Raw genomic sequence first — 14,297 nt, 5'->3', positions numbered from 1 at the left:
AGCGACTAGCTTCTCTAGCCGCCATCAAAGCATTGATTAACTCCAAAAGATGAAGCGGATTAATCTGAACAGGCTGATCTTTCGGATATAACTTTTTCACAGACCCTCCCCTGCCACGGGCATGCAACCTTTGCCTATCAAAAGCGCCGCTACCAACTTCAAATTACGACGGCAGCGCGTGTACTGCCGAATGTCGGTAGGCTCTTTAGCGTGATATTTCACGGCAGCACGAAGCTCGTGAAGTTGAATAGCAAGCTTGCTCATAGCCCCTCCCCTGCCACAGGCATGCCATGGACCATGTAGGTGATATCGATGGTGGTTTCGCCGTGAAAATCACGGGCTGCACGGATCACGATCTCGTCGTGCTGGTCGTGATCGTCTGCGGTCTCGCGAAGTAGGGCCAGGGCTGCGGCCTCTACGAGCACGAGCCGGGCCGCATGGTTTGCGTCCGACATGGTGGGCCTAGATGGCTTTGGGCTTGGGGAGGGAGGTCAGGCGGGGGGATACCGCCAGATTGCCGGAACGGTCAACATAGATGCTGTTGTCCGCCAGGATGTACTCTCCGGGTGTGTAATACAGCGCTGCACCATCCGAAGATTTTTCTAGGATGATTTCGCACTTTTCTGGGTAGGGGTTGGCGGTGCCGTTCTTGTCCGAAAGGTGCAGCCAAACGGTTTGGAAATTGAGAGAATAGGGCTTGCCGCTTGCTTTGGCGTTGCCGCTTTGGTTGCGGACTTCGGTCGACGTTACCGAGACTTTGATCATGATTTGTGTTCCATTTAGAACCTAGGAAAGATTTCCTAGTGCCTAAATTTTTATAGGAAAGGTTTCCTAATGCAAGAACTTAATACCCTAATTGACAAAGCATCGAAAGTGTGCGGGAGCGATAAAGCGCTAGCTTTACGAATGGGAATCTACATATCAGACGTGTCGCACTTACGAACAGGAAGAAGACCTTTCTCCCCTGAAGTTGCGGCTGAATTGGCCGACATTGCGGGCGAAGATGCGGTGCAAGCCGCTATCGACGCGATCATCATCCGAGCCAAAGGGACGAGAAAAGAAGGTGTGATGCGGGCGGTTCTGGGAAAGGGCCTAGCCGCTGGCGTGGCGGTGGTGTGGCTCTTATCCTACAGCGGAGGCTCGATTTACGCTATGGAAAAAGTAGCAAAGACTGACGATACCATTACGTTTGTATACATCGTATGAAGTAACAGGCATGCTCCGCAATCATGGTGTACAGATCTTCGCAGACAGGTTTTGGTACTGCTTGCCCCCAAGTATCAATGGCTGTGCCAATGGCGGGCATCGGGAAAATGCACGTGGCTGTAGATCAGCGGTATGTGCTTGTGCGGATGGCTATGGCGGGAGTGCGCGGCGATCGGTTGGTCATGTGCGTGCGCATGGTGCGGACCGGTACCGTGGGTGTGTGCATGGTCGTGCGCCAGTGCGTCGTGCTGATGGCTGTGCGCGTGGCGTTCGACCAAATGCAGCAGTACGCCCATGGCCATCAAGGCACCGCCCAACAGCAATTGGGTGGTGATAGGCTCATCCAGCAGCCATACAGACAATACGGCCCCGGCAAACGGTGCCACAGAAAAGTAGGCACCGGTACGGGCCGTACCCAGATGGCGCAGCGCCAGCACAAATAACACCAGGCTGATGCAATAGCTGGCAAAGCCCAGCAAGGCAGCTTGCGCAAGCACGCCATGGGACGGCATCATGGCACCGTTGGCTCAGGCCAACCCCAGGCTGACACTACCCGCCGCCAGACCCTTGGCCATGGCGATAAAGCCGGCGTCCACCAGCGCAACTTTACGGGTCAGATTGTTGTCAACAGCCCAAGCCAGGCAAGCCGCCACGATCAGCGCGGCACTGCCCGCACTCCCACCACTAAAGCCTTGTAATTCCAACATCAACAACACGGGCCTGGCTACGCCACCGGCCAATACGGCTGTGACCAACCAGCCCCCCTCGGCCCCCTTGGGCAAGGTGCTAGGCTTGCGCTACAACCCACGGATGCAGGCCAAGCCGATGCCGGACCCCAAATACAGCAGTACAGCCAGCATCAGCGGGTGTACGCTGGTCAACATTAGCGTGGATAGGCATCGTGGTTTGCGAACTAAGCTTGTGGCGAATGCATTAAATGCTATATAAAAAATAGCTACTCATGTAGCAATAATATGGGCAAGAAGCTGTTTTTATATATATTTATATTTTGGGATGGGCCTGCTCCCCTCTCCGCTTGTAGTTGCACTTGGGCCATATGCCCCAAACTCCTACGGCTAAGCTTCAGAAGCGGTCAGGCCACAGGCTTTATAGTCGGGCCAAAAGAAACAAATTGACACAATTAGAGACAGAGGCAGCTCCCTCAACGATGACTACCAAGCCGTCCCGACGCCATCCCAGCGCCGTCTATGCACGGGTATTGGCTGGTATTGTTTTTGTGGTCACAGCCTGTGCGGCTGCGCTGTTGGTATGGAATATGGAGCAACGCCGGGTACAAAGCGAGCGCGCCCGGGTCGATAGTATCGTGGCAGACAGGGCCCACGCCATCCAGAGCACGATGGAACGTGCGCTGTCCAGCACCTATGCGTTGTCTGCCATGGTGCACCAGGCAGGGGGGGAATTCTCGAATTTTGAGGGCATTGCTGGCGAAATGCTCCCTCTGTATCCAGGAGTCACTATGTTCAGCCTGTCGCCAGACGGCATTGTTCGCAAAGTGGCTCCCATGGCGGGCAATGAACGCACCATGGGCTTCAACCAGCTTATAGATCCTGTGCAAGGCAAAGAGGCCAACCGCGCCGTGCAAACCGGCAAGCTGACGCTCGCAGGGCCGTTGAACCTGGTGCAAGGCGGATTGGGGGTGGTCGGACGGCTACCGGTGTATTTGTCGGATTTTCTGCCCGCGGATTTAGGTAACACGCGGCCTCGGTTTTGGGGGTTTGTGTCGGTAGTGATCCGGCTGCCGGAGGTCCTGGCCAGCAGTGGCGTGGCACAGTTGACAGACCACGGCATGGCCTACGAGCTGTGGCGCGTACGACCTGACAACCAGCTTCGGCAGAGCATCGCCATGTCCGGCACGCACGCCCCGGTGGATACCGTGGACCGCGATGTCTTGGTGCCCAACGGGCGCTGGGTGCTGAGCGCTGCGCCCATCCAGGGCTGGGGCGACCCGGCAGGACTGGCGTTCAAAGTAGCGCTGGGCATGTTGTTCAGTGCCCTGCTGGGCTGGGCCGCACACCTGCTGTTGCAACTCAAACGCCAGGAACACAGTCTGGAAGCCCAGGTGGTCGAGCGTACCCAAGAAATTTCCGCCACCCAAAACAAGCTGCAGGCCACATTGGATGCCATTCCCGACCTGATGTTCGAACTGGGCTTGGACGGCACGGTGTACGACTGCCGCATGCCCCCTGCCCTGCCGCTGGACATCCGACCCGAGCAGTATTTGGGCCGCAAAGCGAAAGATATATTGCCCGCAGAAGCCGCACGCACGGTAGGCCTCGCCTTGGACGAAGCCCAGCTAAACGGACGTTCCGAAGGTGGCCAGGTGGCGCTGCCGTTTGCCCAGGGGCGGCAGTGGTTTGAAATTTCCGTGGCACGCAAAACTCCATTGGAAGCGGCACCGGGCAACGCGCCTGATGAAGATGCGCCGCGCTTCATTCTGCTGGCCCGCAATATCACCCAACGGGTGCAGGCGGATCTGGATTTGCGGATTGCTGCCACGGCCTTCAATGCCCAGGACGGCATGGCGGTAACCGATGCGCAGCGCCGCATCCTGCGCTGCAATTTGGCGTTTACCCAGATAACCGGCTACACCGAAGCCGATGTGCAAGGGCGCAGCCTGAACATCCTCAACTCGGGCCGTCACCCGCGCGAGTTTTACCAAGCCATGTGGGACAGCGTGGATGCTACCGGTACCTGGCGCGGCGAGGTCTGGAACCGGCGCAAAAACGGCGACATCTACCCCGATGCGCGCAGCACCACGGCCGTGAAAGATGCCCAAGGCCAGATCACACATTACGTCAACACCTTCAATGACATGACGCAGCGCAAGGCCGCCGAAGAAGAAATCAACCATCTGGCGTTTTACGACCCGCTGACCCACCTGCCTAACCGCCGCTTGCTGGTGGATCGGCTACGCCAGGAATTGGCGCAGGGCGCACGCAACCACCATTTTGGCGCGCTCCAGTTTATTGACCTGGACAACTTCAAGGCGCTGAATGACAGCCTGGGGCACGACATCGGCGACTTGCTGCTGCAGCAGGTGGCGACACGGTTGGCCGTATGCGTACGGTCCACCGACACCGTGGCGCGCCTGGGCGGAGACGAATTTGTGGTGCTGTTGACCCAACTCAGCGCCGACCGTGACGAAGCCGCTGCCCATGCCGAGGCAGTGGGTGAAAAAATGCGCCATGCCATCACCCAGCCTTACCTGCTGGAAACGCACGAGCACCAGCTATCGGCCAGCCTGGGCATTACCCTGTACCAGGGCATGGATGCCAGCATTGACGAGTTGCTGAAACAGGCCGATCTGGCCATGTACCAGGCCAAAGCAGTCGGCCGCAATACCCTGCGCTTTTACGACCCGCAGATGCAGGCGGTAGTGAACAGCCGGGTGGCGCTGGAGGCAGATATCCGGCGCGCGCTGTTGCAGCAGCAGTTCCAGCTGTACTACCAGGCACAGGTAGATGCACAGGGCCTGCCCGTAGGAGCTGAGGCACTGTTGCGCTGGCCGCACCCGCAGCGTGGCATGGTGCCACCCAACGACTTCATTCCACTGGCCGAAGACACCGGGCTGATCCTGCCGCTGGGCCACTGGGTACTGCAGCAGGCCTGTACCCAGCTCCACGCCTGGAGCCAGCAGGCCCATACCCGGCACCTGACGTTGGCAGTCAACGTCAGCGCGCGGCAGTTTCGGCAGCCGGACTTTGTGGCATCGGTGCTGCAGGTGCTGGAAATTACCGGTGCCCCAGCGCGCCTGCTGAAGCTGGAGCTGACCGAAAGCCTGCTGGTCAATGATGTAGAGGAAACCATCGCCAAGATGCGGCTGCTCAAGGCGCAGGGTGTCGGCTTTTCGCTGGACGACTTTGGCACCGGGTATTCATCGCTGTCCTACCTGAAGCGCCTGCCGCTGGAGCAACTGAAAATCGACCAGTCTTTTGTGCGCGACTTGCTTACCGACCCCAACGATGCCGCCATTGCCCGCACGGTCATCGCGCTAGGCCACAGCCTGGGCCTGGCAGTGATCGCCGAGGGCGTAGAGACCGAAGCACAGCACAGCTTTTTGGCGACGCAGGGCTGTGATGCCTACCAGGGTTACCTGTTCAGCCGCCCCCTGCCAGAGCAGGCTTTCGGCGCGTGGCTACACCGCTCGGCAGGCACACAAACGGCACAGTCGCCCGGTTTTCCAGCTATCTGATTTCCATGCCCAAGACCCTCAAACTGATCCTGCTGTCCCTGCGCGATTTGGTCGTCTCGGCCGGTCCGGTCGTATTCATCGTGATCGGAGCGATTGCCGCCGCCTACTGGTATCTTGACCCGCAGCCGCCCAAAACCGTCACCCTGGCCACCGGCCCGGCAGGCAGCGCCTATGCCGAGTTTGGCCAGCGCTACGCCAATGCGCTCAAGACCCACGGCATCGAGGTGGTACTGAAAGCCACCGACGGTGCAGCCGACAACCTGCAAATGCTGCGCAATGGCGAGGCCGACGTAGGTTTTGTGCGCGGCGGCAGCGCCGACCCGCTGGCCGATGAAGAAGCAGGCCTGATGTCCTTGGGAAGCCTGTTTTACGAACCCATCTGGCTGTTTTACCGAACCGACGCGGCCCGCAAGATTGATCCCGCGACCGCCACGCTGACCGCCCTGCCCCAGTTAAAGATGCTGCGCATCAACATCGACAAACAAGGCAGCGGCGTGCCGGACATCATGGAGAAAATGTTCAAGGCCAACCATATCGAGGCCCGTACGCTGCGTTCTTCGAACCTGGAGCCCGCACCCGCCGTGGACGCGCTGCTGGCAGGCAAGCTGGACGTGGTGGTGCTGGCCTCGGCCCCCCAGTCGCCGCTGGTGCAGCGCCTGCTGCGCGCCCGCGGCATCCAGCTGATGGATTTTGGCCAAAGCGATGCCTACGCCCGTCGCTTTGCCTTTCTCTCGGCCGTGACGCTGCCGCGCGGCGTGGTTGACCTGGCCGCCGATATGCCACCGCATGACGTGTCGATGCTGGCCGCCACCACCTCGCTGATTTCCAGCGACCAGACCCATCCCGCCCTGCGCCAGCTCTTCGCCCAGAGTGCGCAAACGGTGCACAGCGGCGCGGGCTGGTTCAACCGCGCGCGCGACTTCCCCAACACCCGCACCAGCGAGCTGCCGGTCAGCCCCGAGGGTGACCGCGCCATCAACGGCACGCCGCCGTTCTGGCAGCGCTACCTGCCCTTCTGGGCCAGCAACCTGATCGAACGTATGTGGCTGGTACTGGGTGGTCTGTTGGTGCTAATGCTGCCGCTGAGCAAGATCGTGCCGCCGCTGTACCAGTTTCGCGTGCGCAGCCGGGTTTTCCGCTGGTACGCCCGCCTGCGCGAGATCGAAACCAAGGTGGACGAGCGCACTGGCGACCGTGAAGCCCTGCTGGACGAACTCGACGAACTCGACCGCGTGACCCACCGCATCACCGTCCCCTTGTCCTATACCGACGAGCTCTACGCCCTGCGCAACAACATCTACGCCGTGCGCAGGCGCCTGCTGGCGAACTGGCCTAAAGAGCCGGTGCCAGCAATAGCAGAAGCGTAAACGCCCCCAAAAACAAAAACGGCCCACATAACGAGCCGTTCTTGCTTCAAGGATTCCGCAGAACTGGCTCTGCCAGGCTGCTGAAATCGCCCCCTGCAAGGGGGTTGGCGCTGCCACACGCAGTGGGCAAGCCTGGGGGGGTGCCTACTTCAATGCCTTGAAACGCATCCGCTTAGGCTTGGCGCCCTCTTCGCCCAGACGCTTCTTCTTGTCGGCTTCGTACTCTTGGTAGTTGCCGTCAAAGAAAGTCCACTGGCTGTCGCCTTCGCAGGCCAGGATGTGGGTGGCAATACGGTCCAGGAACCAACGGTCATGGCTGATGACCATCAGCGAACCGGCGAATTCCAGCAGCGCGTCTTCCAGTGCCCGCAGGGTTTCCACGTCCAAGTCATTGGACGGCTCATCCAGCATCAGCACGTTGCCGCCCGCAATCAGGGTCTTGGCCAGATGCAAACGGCCACGCTCACCGCCAGACAGCGAACCGACGCGCTTTTGCTGGTCGCCGCCGTTAAAGTTGAAGCGGCCGCAGTAGGCGCGGCTGGCCATCTGGAACTTGCCCACGTTCAGAATGTCCAGCCCGCCGGACACGTCTTCCCAAACGGTTTTTTCATTGGCCAAATCATCACGGTTCTGGTCCACAAAGGCCATCTTGACGGTCTGGCCGATTTTCACCGTGCCGCTGTCGGGCTGCTGCTGCCCAGCGATCATGCGGAACAGCGTGGATTTACCGGCGCCGTTGGGGCCGATGATGCCGACGATGGCGCCAGGTGGCACTTTGAAGCTCAGGTTGTCGATCAGCACACGGTCACCAAACGACTTGGTGACGTTGACGAATTCGATTACTTCCTGGCCAAGGCGATCGGCCACGGGGATGAAGATTTCGTTCGTCTCGTTGCGCTTTTGGTATTCAAAGTCGCTCAATTCTTCAAAGCGGGCCAGACGGGCCTTGCTCTTGGCTTGGCGGGCCTTGGGGTTTTGGCGCGACCATTCCAATTCCTTCTTCAAGGCCTTGGCACGCGATTCTTCGCCCTTTTGCTCTTGCTCCAGGCGCGCGCCCTTTTGCGTCAGCCAGTCGGAGTAGTTGCCTTTGTATGGAATGCCGGAGCCCCGGTCCAGTTCTAAAATCCATTCGGCAGCATTGTCCAAAAAGTAGCGATCGTGGGTAATGGCCACCACGGTGCCCGAGTAGCGCTGCAAAAATTGCTCCAGCCAGTCCACCGATTCGGCATCCAAGTGATTGGTCGGCTCGTCCAGCAGCAGCATGTCGGGCTTGCTTAGGAGCAGGCGGCACAGCGCCACGCGGCGCTTTTCACCACCGGACAACACGCCTACCACGGCATCCCACGGTGGCAGGCGCAGCGCGTCGGCGGCGATTTCCAGCTGGTGCTCGGAATCGGTGCCGGCGGTGGCGATGATGGCTTCCAGCTCGGCCTGCTCGGCGGCCAGCGCGTCAAAGTCGGCATCTTCTTCCCCATAGGCGGTGTAGACCTCTTCCAGGCGCGCCTTGGCGGAGAACACCTTGCCCATGGCGGACTCGACGCTTTCACGCACGGTTTGCGTGGGGTCCAGCTGGGGTTCCTGGGGCAGGTAGCCGATGTTCAGGCCGGCCATGGGCTGGGCTTCGCCTTCGATTTCCTTGTCCAGCCCGGCCATGATCTTAAGCAAGGTGGACTTACCCGAGCCGTTGGTACCCAGCACGCCAATCTTGGCGCCAGGGAAGAAGCTGAGCGAAATGTCTTTGAGAATGTGGCGCTTGGGCGGCACGATCTTGCCGACGCGGTTCATGGTAAATACGTACTGGGCCATCTTTTTGAGGGTGAAGTTGCTGCAAAAAATCTGCCGAAACAAGTCGGGCGAACACCGATTATCCCAGCATGCGACAATCCGTAGGTTGCGGCATTCCAATTGGCTGCAACGCCAGCACTTCGCTGGGGGCCAAAACCAAGATAAACCCTCTTGTTTTGCGCCTATTTTTAAAAATGTCTGCCTTTGATTGGTGCCTGTTTTCACACGACGGGCGATAGGCCAGGCTTCCCAAGCGCCCAGGACGGGTGCACAAAAATGAACTTTGAAGAACTGAATTTGGCCCCGGCCATTCTGAAAGCCGTGCAAGAGCAAGGCTATACCGAGCCCACACCGATCCAAGCGCAGGCCATTCCGGTCGTCTTGGCTGGGCATGACCTGCTGGGCGGCGCGCAAACCGGCACCGGCAAAACGGCAGCTTTCACCCTGCCCCTGCTGCAGCGCCTTACCGAGAGCGCACCCGCCACCAACAAATTTGGCGGCAAGGGCATCCGCGCCCTGGTGCTCACCCCGACCCGTGAACTTGCCGCACAGGTGGAAGAATCGGTGCAAACCTACGGCAAGTACCTGGAACTGACGTCCACCGTAATCTTTGGCGGTGTCGGCATGAACCCGCAAATCACCAAGGTAAAAAAAGGCGTGGACATTCTGGTCGCCACCCCGGGCCGCCTGCTGGATCTGATGCAACAAGGCGTGCTGGACCTGGGCCAGGTGCAAATGCTGGTGCTCGACGAAGCCGACCGCATGCTCGACATGGGCTTCATCCACGACGTGAAAAAAGTACTGGCCGCTGTGCCCAAAGACAAGCAAAGTCTGCTGTTCTCGGCCACTTTCAGCGATGAAATCCGTGACCTGGCAGCCACGCTGCTGAAGAACCCACAAAGCGTGCAGGTCACGCCGCGCAACACCACTGTGCAGCGCATCACCCAGGTGATCCACCCGGTCGGTCGCGGCAAGAAAAAGGCCCTGCTGGCCCACATCATCCAGGAACACAACTGGAGCCAGGTGCTGGTGTTCACCCGTACCAAGTTCGGCGCAAACAACGTAGCCGAATTCTTGGAAAAGAACGGCATCACCGCCATGGCCCTGCATGGCAACAAGAGCCAGTCGGCCCGTACCCAGGCCCTGCAAGGCTTCAAGAGCGGTGATGTGCGCGCTCTGGTGGCTACCGACATCGCCGCCCGCGGTATCGACATCGACGACCTGCCACACGTGGTCAACTACGAAATCCCGAACGTCTGCGAAGACTATGTGCACCGCATCGGCCGTACCGGTCGCGCTGGTGCCGAAGGCGCTGCAGTGAACCTGGTGTGCCTGGACGAAGAAGGCTTCATGCAAGACATCGAACGCTTCACCAAGCAAGAAATTGCCGTGCAAGTCATCGAAGGCTTCATGCCCGAACCCAACGAGCGCGCCGAACCCATCGCCATGGGTCGCCAGACGATCTGGGGCGGAGCCGGCAAGCCACCTAGCCGCGACGTGATGCAGGCTGCTGCCAAGGCAGCCCGTACCGAAATGCTGCAGCGCGTGCGCGACAGCAAGGGTGCGAATGGCGGCGACGGCGCTGGCCGTGGCAACAACGGTGGCGGCAATGGCGGCCCCCGCAGCAATGCACCCCGTGGCGGCCCCCGTGCCCCACAAGGTGACGGCATGGCTCCACGCCCCCAAGGCGCGCGTCCACCCCAAGGTGGCCGTGGTGGCCGTCCTAGCGGCCCTGGCGGTGCGCGCACCGGTGGCGGCGGCTACGGCGGTGGCAATGCAGGTGGTGGTTACGGCGGCGGGAATAGTTATGGTGGCGGCGGAAACGGTGGTGGTAACGGAAATGGCAATGGCGGCGGCTACGGCGGTGCCCAGCCTGACCACACCCGTTCCGCCTCCATGGGTGGCCAAGGCCCTGCGCCCCGCCCTGCCCAGGGCGGCCAACCTGACCCCATGCGTACCAGCGTAGACAGCATGCTCGACCGGGGTCGCCGCGGCGGCTTCGGCGGCGGCAACCGCAATGGCGGCGGTGGTGGCGGCGGCGGCTACGGTGGTGGTAATGGCGGCGGTAACGGCGGTAATGGTGGTGGTGGTGGTTTCGGCGGCGGCCGCAGCGGTGGCGGCGGCTCTCGTGGCCCCGGCGGCCCACGCGGTTCGTTCGGACGCTGATTTAAGAGTCTTTTTGGCATCTAGCGCATATGCAATCTACGCTAGATGCTATTAAATGAGGAGTGTTTGATACTCCTTATCTGGCGCATGGCATTTGGCATGCGCCTTTTTTGTGGGCGTTTATTTTTACAATCTACGCTCTCCCCCCACTCCCTTTTAAAAAAACACCATGCGACTTCTCCACACCATGCTGCGCGTCGGCAACCTGCAGCGCTCCATCGACTTCTACACCCATATTCTGGGCATGCAACTGCTGCGCATGTCGGAAAACGCCGAATACAAATACACCCTGGCCTTCGTCGGTTTTGGCTCCAACCCCGACCATGCCGAGCTGGAGCTGACCTATAACCACGGCGTGGACAGCTACGAGCTGGGTACCGCCTACGGCCACATCGCCCTGGCCGTGCCCGATGCCTATGCTGCCTGCGAAAAAATCAAATCCGCCGGTGGCCAGGTCACGCGCGAAGCCGGTCCAGTCAAGGGCGGCACCACGGTGATTGCCTTCGTGACCGACCCGGACGGCTACAAAATCGAGCTGATCCAGCGCGCCGAACACGCAGGCGGTTCGGGCATCTGATGTCTTGCGCTGGTGCTGGTGTCGGGCTGCCAGGACAACCAGACCTCGATGGACGGCGACCACAACGGCGCGTTCACAGAGCAGGTGCTCAAGGTGTGGGCCAAAGGTACGTTTACGGGTACCTATCGCCAGGTCCACGCCAAGGTGCGTGCCGGCCTGCCTCCGACCTATCGCCCAACCTTATGACCCTGGGTAAAGCAGGCCCATTTTTGAAGCAGAAGCCTTTTACGGTCTGAAAAAAAGCGCCTGAAAAGGCGCTTTTTGTTTTAGGCTTTCTTCTTCAAAGCCGCCGTATCCAGGCACAGTTGGGTGATGCGCCCCCAGTCGCCCGACTTCATCGCGTCCACCGGGACGATCCACGAGCCACCCACGCAAATAACGTTGGGCAGAGCCAAAAATTCGGGCGCGTTTTGCAGCGTCACGCCGCCCGTGGGGCAGAACTTCACGTCAAAGAACGGACCGCTCCAGGCCTTGAGCATGGCCGGACCACCGGCTTGCATGGCGGGGAAAAACTTCAACTCCGTGAAGCCGTCTTCCTGGGCCATCATGATTTCGCTGCCTGTGGCCACGCCGGGCAGCAGGGCCAGACCGGCATCGCGGCAGGCCTGGCCCACCGTGCGGGTGTAGCCGGGGCTCACGCCAAACAGCGCACCGGCCTTGGCGGCGGCTTGCGCATCGGCGGCGCTGCGGATGGTGCCTGCGCCAATGACGGCGTCGGGCACTTCCTTGGCGATACGCTCAATGCATTCCAACGCCTGCGGGGTGCGCAGCGTAACTTCCAGCATGCGGATGCCGCCAGCCACCAGCGCGCGCGCCAGCGGCACAGCGTTGGCCACGTCGTTGAGTACGATGACCGGGATCACCGGCGCGTCTTGCATGACTTGCAGGGCCGTCCAGCGGCCGGTGTGGTTGCTTAGACCCATGAGAGAGCTCCTTGTTCAGCGGTGAGGGCATTGCGGCGCATGCCAGAAAAAAGTTCGCGACCCATGCCGAAGCCATTGGCCTCGCGCAAGGCTTCGGGCATGGTGGCCAGGGGACGGGCATCCCATTCGGCATCGGGCACCAGGGCCTGCAGCGTACCGGCCACGGCATCCAGGCGTACCACGTCACCGTCCAGCAGCTTGGCCAGCGGGCCACCGGCCAGGGCTTCGGGCGATACGTGGATGGCGGCAGGCACCTTGCCGGATGCTCCGCTCATGCGGCCATCGGTGACCAGGGCCACGCGGTATCCCTTACCTTGCAGCACGGCCAGCGGAGGGGTGAGCTTGTGCAGTTCGGGCATGCCGTTGGCTTGCGGGCCTTGCCAGCGCACCACGCAGACCACGTCGCGGTTCAGCTCGCCCGCGTTGAAGGCCAGGTGCAGGGCTTCTTGCGAGTCAAACAGGCGGATCGGGGCTTCGATGGTGTGGCGGTCATCCGGCACGGCGGATGCCTTGATGACGCTGCGGCCCAGGTTGCCCTTGAGCAGCTTGAGGCCGCCGGTGGGGCTGAACGGGTTGTTTGCTGGGCGCACGATGGTGGTGTCTTTGGATTCCAGCACGGTGTTCCAGGTGAGGGTGTCGCCTACCAGCGCGGGCTCGCCTGCAAATTCGCGCAGGCCGCCGGGGCGCACGGTGAGCACGTCGGCGTGCATGAAGCCTGCGTCCATCAGCTCACGGATGATGAAACCAGGGCCGCCTGCAGCCTGGAACTGGTTCACATCGGCGCTGCCGTTGGGGTAAACGTGCGACAGCGTGGGCACTACATCCGACAAAGCGCTGAAGTCGTCCCAGTCGATCACGATACCGGCGGCGGATGCCACCGCGACCCAGTGGATCAGGTGGTTGGTGGAGCCGCCGGTGGCCAGTAAGGCGACCATGGCGTTGACGATGCAGCGCTCGTCCACCACGTGGCCGATGGGAGCGTAGCGCTTGGCTTTCACGTCGGCCAGCACGGTGCGGGTGGCTTCACGGGTGAGTTCGTCGCGCATCGCGCCGCCGGGGGCCACAAAAGCCGTGCCGGGCACGTGCAGACCCATGGCTTCGAGCAGCATCTGGTTGCTGTTGGCGGTGCCGTAGAAGGTGCAGGTGCCGGGCGCGTGGTAGGCGGCGGACTCGGCCTGCAGCAGCTCGGTGCGGCCCACCAGGCCCTGGGCGGCTTGTTCGCGCACTTTGGATTTGGCGTTGTTTGACAGGCCGGTGGGCATAGGGCCTGCGGGCACAAACACGGTGGGCAAATGGCCGAACTGCAGTGCGCCGATGAGCAAACCGGGCACGATCTTGTCGCACACACCCAGCATCAGGGCGGCATCGAACATGTCGTGGCTCAGGGCCACGGCGGTGGCCATGGCGATCACGTCGCGGCTGAACAGGCTGAGTTCCATGCCGGGCGTGCCTTGGGTCACGCCGTCGCACATCGCGGGCACGCCACCGGCAACCTGGGCAGTGGCACCGTGGCGGCGGGCTTCGGCTTTGACGATGTCGGGGTAGGTTTGCATCGGCGTGTGGGCCGACAGCATGTCGTTGTAGGCGGTGACGATGCCGATGTTGAGGGCTTTTTCGGTCACCACCTTGAGCTTGTCGTTCACCGGCATACCGGCAAACGCGTGGGCCACGTTGGCGCAACCCATGCGCTCGGCCCCCGGTTTGCGCTGGGCGGCGGCGTCCAGGCGTTCTAGATAAGCGCTGCGGCTGGGGCCGCTACGCGCACGAATGCGGTCTGTGACCGCCGCTACCGTGGGGTGGAGTGTCATGGTCTTTTGGTAACTAAATTACAACCGCAATGGTACTCCCGAACCATAGGAGTGGGCAGCTTGGGAGTTACCAGTAGGGTACGAAAGGCCACCGCAAGTAGGCGTAAAAACAGCCTGTCAAAAACTATCAAATAGAGCCACTTGCACAATTCTGCGAGTTAGCAGCCAACGGGTTGTTGGTCAATTTGAAACAGGTTGCTGGGGCACCGAATAGCGGTTGGCAGCGTTGAACTGCACTCAAAGCCCTGTTTT

Annotated in this window: 13 protein-coding genes; 6 read left to right on the top strand and 7 right to left on the bottom strand. The window is 61.0% G+C overall.

The features are described 5' to 3' along the window. Positions 1-260: 260 nt before the first annotated feature. Both AC097L_RS20985 and AC097L_RS20980 read right to left on the bottom strand, forming a co-directional pair. On the bottom strand, positions 261-455 hold the full coding sequence (locus tag AC097L_RS20985; protein WP_479588656.1) for a hypothetical protein: 195 nt from the start codon (positions 453-455) through the stop codon (positions 261-263). A 7-nt stretch (positions 456-462) separates the two neighbouring features. Continuing rightward, positions 463-765: a single-stranded DNA-binding protein gene (locus AC097L_RS20980; RefSeq protein WP_479588655.1), complete on the bottom strand. Its 303-nt coding sequence runs from the start codon at positions 763-765 to the stop codon at positions 463-465. Between the two features lie 69 nt (positions 766-834). Here AC097L_RS20980 and AC097L_RS20975 point away from each other — a divergent pair, with 69 nt between their 5' ends. Then, positions 835-1,206, top strand: a complete 372-nt coding sequence (locus AC097L_RS20975; RefSeq protein ID WP_479588654.1) for a hypothetical protein — start codon at positions 835-837, stop codon at positions 1,204-1,206. A 74-nt stretch (positions 1,207-1,280) separates the two neighbouring features. On the opposite strand, the gene AC097L_RS20970 is transcribed toward AC097L_RS20975, so the two are convergent. Continuing rightward, positions 1,281-1,721 carry an EamA family transporter gene (locus AC097L_RS20970; RefSeq protein ID WP_479588653.1) on the bottom strand — a complete coding sequence of 147 codons (441 nt, stop codon included), beginning with the start codon at positions 1,719-1,721 and terminating at the stop codon, positions 1,281-1,283. Positions 1,722-1,733: 12 nt separating this feature from the next. After that, positions 1,734-1,913 (bottom strand): hypothetical protein, encoded by a 180-nt coding sequence (locus tag AC097L_RS20965; RefSeq protein WP_479588652.1) that lies wholly within the window; start codon positions 1,911-1,913, stop codon positions 1,734-1,736. 461 nt (positions 1,914-2,374) lie between these two features. Between AC097L_RS20965 and AC097L_RS20960 the strand changes: the two genes are divergently transcribed. Together AC097L_RS20960 and AC097L_RS20955 are read left to right on the top strand one after the other, a co-directional pair. Next, positions 2,375-5,419, top strand: a complete 3,045-nt coding sequence (locus AC097L_RS20960; RefSeq protein ID WP_479588651.1) for a bifunctional diguanylate cyclase/phosphodiesterase — start codon at positions 2,375-2,377, stop codon at positions 5,417-5,419. Beyond that, entirely contained in the window at positions 5,419-6,786 is a 1,368-nt protein-coding gene (locus AC097L_RS20955) for a TAXI family TRAP transporter solute-binding subunit (RefSeq protein WP_479588663.1), read from the top strand. Before AC097L_RS20960 ends, AC097L_RS20955 begins: the two co-directional genes overlap by 1 nt. A gap of 144 nt (positions 6,787-6,930) precedes the next feature. On the opposite strand, the gene ettA is transcribed toward AC097L_RS20955, so the two are convergent. Then, on the bottom strand, positions 6,931-8,592 hold the full coding sequence (ettA, locus tag AC097L_RS20950) for an energy-dependent translational throttle protein EttA (RefSeq protein ID WP_479588662.1): 1,662 nt from the start codon (positions 8,590-8,592) through the stop codon (positions 6,931-6,933). Positions 8,593-8,847: 255 nt separating this feature from the next. On the opposite strand from ettA, the gene AC097L_RS20945 reads away from it, so the two are divergent. The 3 genes from AC097L_RS20945 (at position 8,848) to AC097L_RS20935 (ending at position 11,500) form a co-directional block, all read left to right on the top strand. Beyond that, positions 8,848-10,737 (top strand): DEAD/DEAH box helicase, encoded by a 1,890-nt coding sequence (locus AC097L_RS20945; protein ID WP_479588650.1) that lies wholly within the window; start codon positions 8,848-8,850, stop codon positions 10,735-10,737. Positions 10,738-10,906: 169 nt separating this feature from the next. Next, on the top strand, positions 10,907-11,314 hold the full coding sequence (gene gloA / locus AC097L_RS20940; RefSeq protein ID WP_479588649.1) for a lactoylglutathione lyase: 408 nt from the start codon (positions 10,907-10,909) through the stop codon (positions 11,312-11,314). A gap of 48 nt (positions 11,315-11,362) precedes the next feature. Beyond that, the gene (locus AC097L_RS20935; protein ID WP_479588648.1) at positions 11,363-11,500 is read left to right on the top strand and encodes a hypothetical protein; all 138 of its coding nucleotides are present in this window, start codon (positions 11,363-11,365) and stop codon (positions 11,498-11,500) included. 80 nt (positions 11,501-11,580) lie between these two features. Here AC097L_RS20935 and eda read toward each other — a convergent pair whose 3' ends face one another. Together eda and edd are read right to left on the bottom strand one after the other, a co-directional pair. Next, positions 11,581-12,237, bottom strand: coding sequence for a bifunctional 4-hydroxy-2-oxoglutarate aldolase/2-dehydro-3-deoxy-phosphogluconate aldolase (gene eda / locus AC097L_RS20930; protein WP_479588647.1), 657 nt, complete (start codon positions 12,235-12,237; stop codon positions 11,581-11,583). Then, on the bottom strand, positions 12,228-14,045 hold the full coding sequence (edd, locus tag AC097L_RS20925; RefSeq protein WP_479588646.1) for a phosphogluconate dehydratase: 1,818 nt from the start codon (positions 14,043-14,045) through the stop codon (positions 12,228-12,230). The genes eda and edd overlap by 10 nt, the downstream gene beginning before the upstream one ends. Between the last annotated feature and the right edge of the window lie 252 nt (positions 14,046-14,297).

This window comes from Rhodoferax sp. RT5P35 (genome assembly GCF_056521385.1).
Note: the sequence above shows the minus strand (reverse complement) of the source record. Positions and strands in the feature narration are given on the sequence as shown.

What these genes read in the sequence shown, in the direction of transcription:
- AC097L_RS20985 (WP_479588656.1), bottom strand. Translation starts at nt 455, where the DNA reads ATGTCGGACGCAAACCATGCGGCCCGGCTCGTGCTCGTAGAGGCCGCA.
- AC097L_RS20980 (WP_479588655.1), bottom strand. Translation starts at nt 765, where the DNA reads ATGATCAAAGTCTCGGTAACGTCGACCGAAGTCCGCAACCAAAGCGGC.
- AC097L_RS20975 (WP_479588654.1), top strand. Translation starts at nt 835, where the DNA reads ATGCAAGAACTTAATACCCTAATTGACAAAGCATCGAAAGTGTGCGGG.
- AC097L_RS20970 (WP_479588653.1), bottom strand. Translation starts at nt 1,721, where the DNA reads ATGATGCCGTCCCATGGCGTGCTTGCGCAAGCTGCCTTGCTGGGCTTT.
- AC097L_RS20965 (WP_479588652.1), bottom strand. Translation starts at nt 1,913, where the DNA reads ATGTTGGAATTACAAGGCTTTAGTGGTGGGAGTGCGGGCAGTGCCGCG.
- AC097L_RS20960 (WP_479588651.1), top strand. Translation starts at nt 2,375, where the DNA reads ATGACTACCAAGCCGTCCCGACGCCATCCCAGCGCCGTCTATGCACGG.
- ettA (WP_479588662.1), bottom strand. Translation starts at nt 8,592, where the DNA reads ATGGCCCAGTACGTATTTACCATGAACCGCGTCGGCAAGATCGTGCCG.
- AC097L_RS20945 (WP_479588650.1), top strand. Translation starts at nt 8,848, where the DNA reads ATGAACTTTGAAGAACTGAATTTGGCCCCGGCCATTCTGAAAGCCGTG.
- gloA (WP_479588649.1), top strand. Translation starts at nt 10,907, where the DNA reads ATGCGACTTCTCCACACCATGCTGCGCGTCGGCAACCTGCAGCGCTCC.
- AC097L_RS20935 (WP_479588648.1), top strand. Translation starts at nt 11,363, where the DNA reads ATGGACGGCGACCACAACGGCGCGTTCACAGAGCAGGTGCTCAAGGTG.
- eda (WP_479588647.1), bottom strand. Translation starts at nt 12,237, where the DNA reads ATGGGTCTAAGCAACCACACCGGCCGCTGGACGGCCCTGCAAGTCATG.
- edd (WP_479588646.1), bottom strand. Translation starts at nt 14,045, where the DNA reads ATGACACTCCACCCCACGGTAGCGGCGGTCACAGACCGCATTCGTGCG.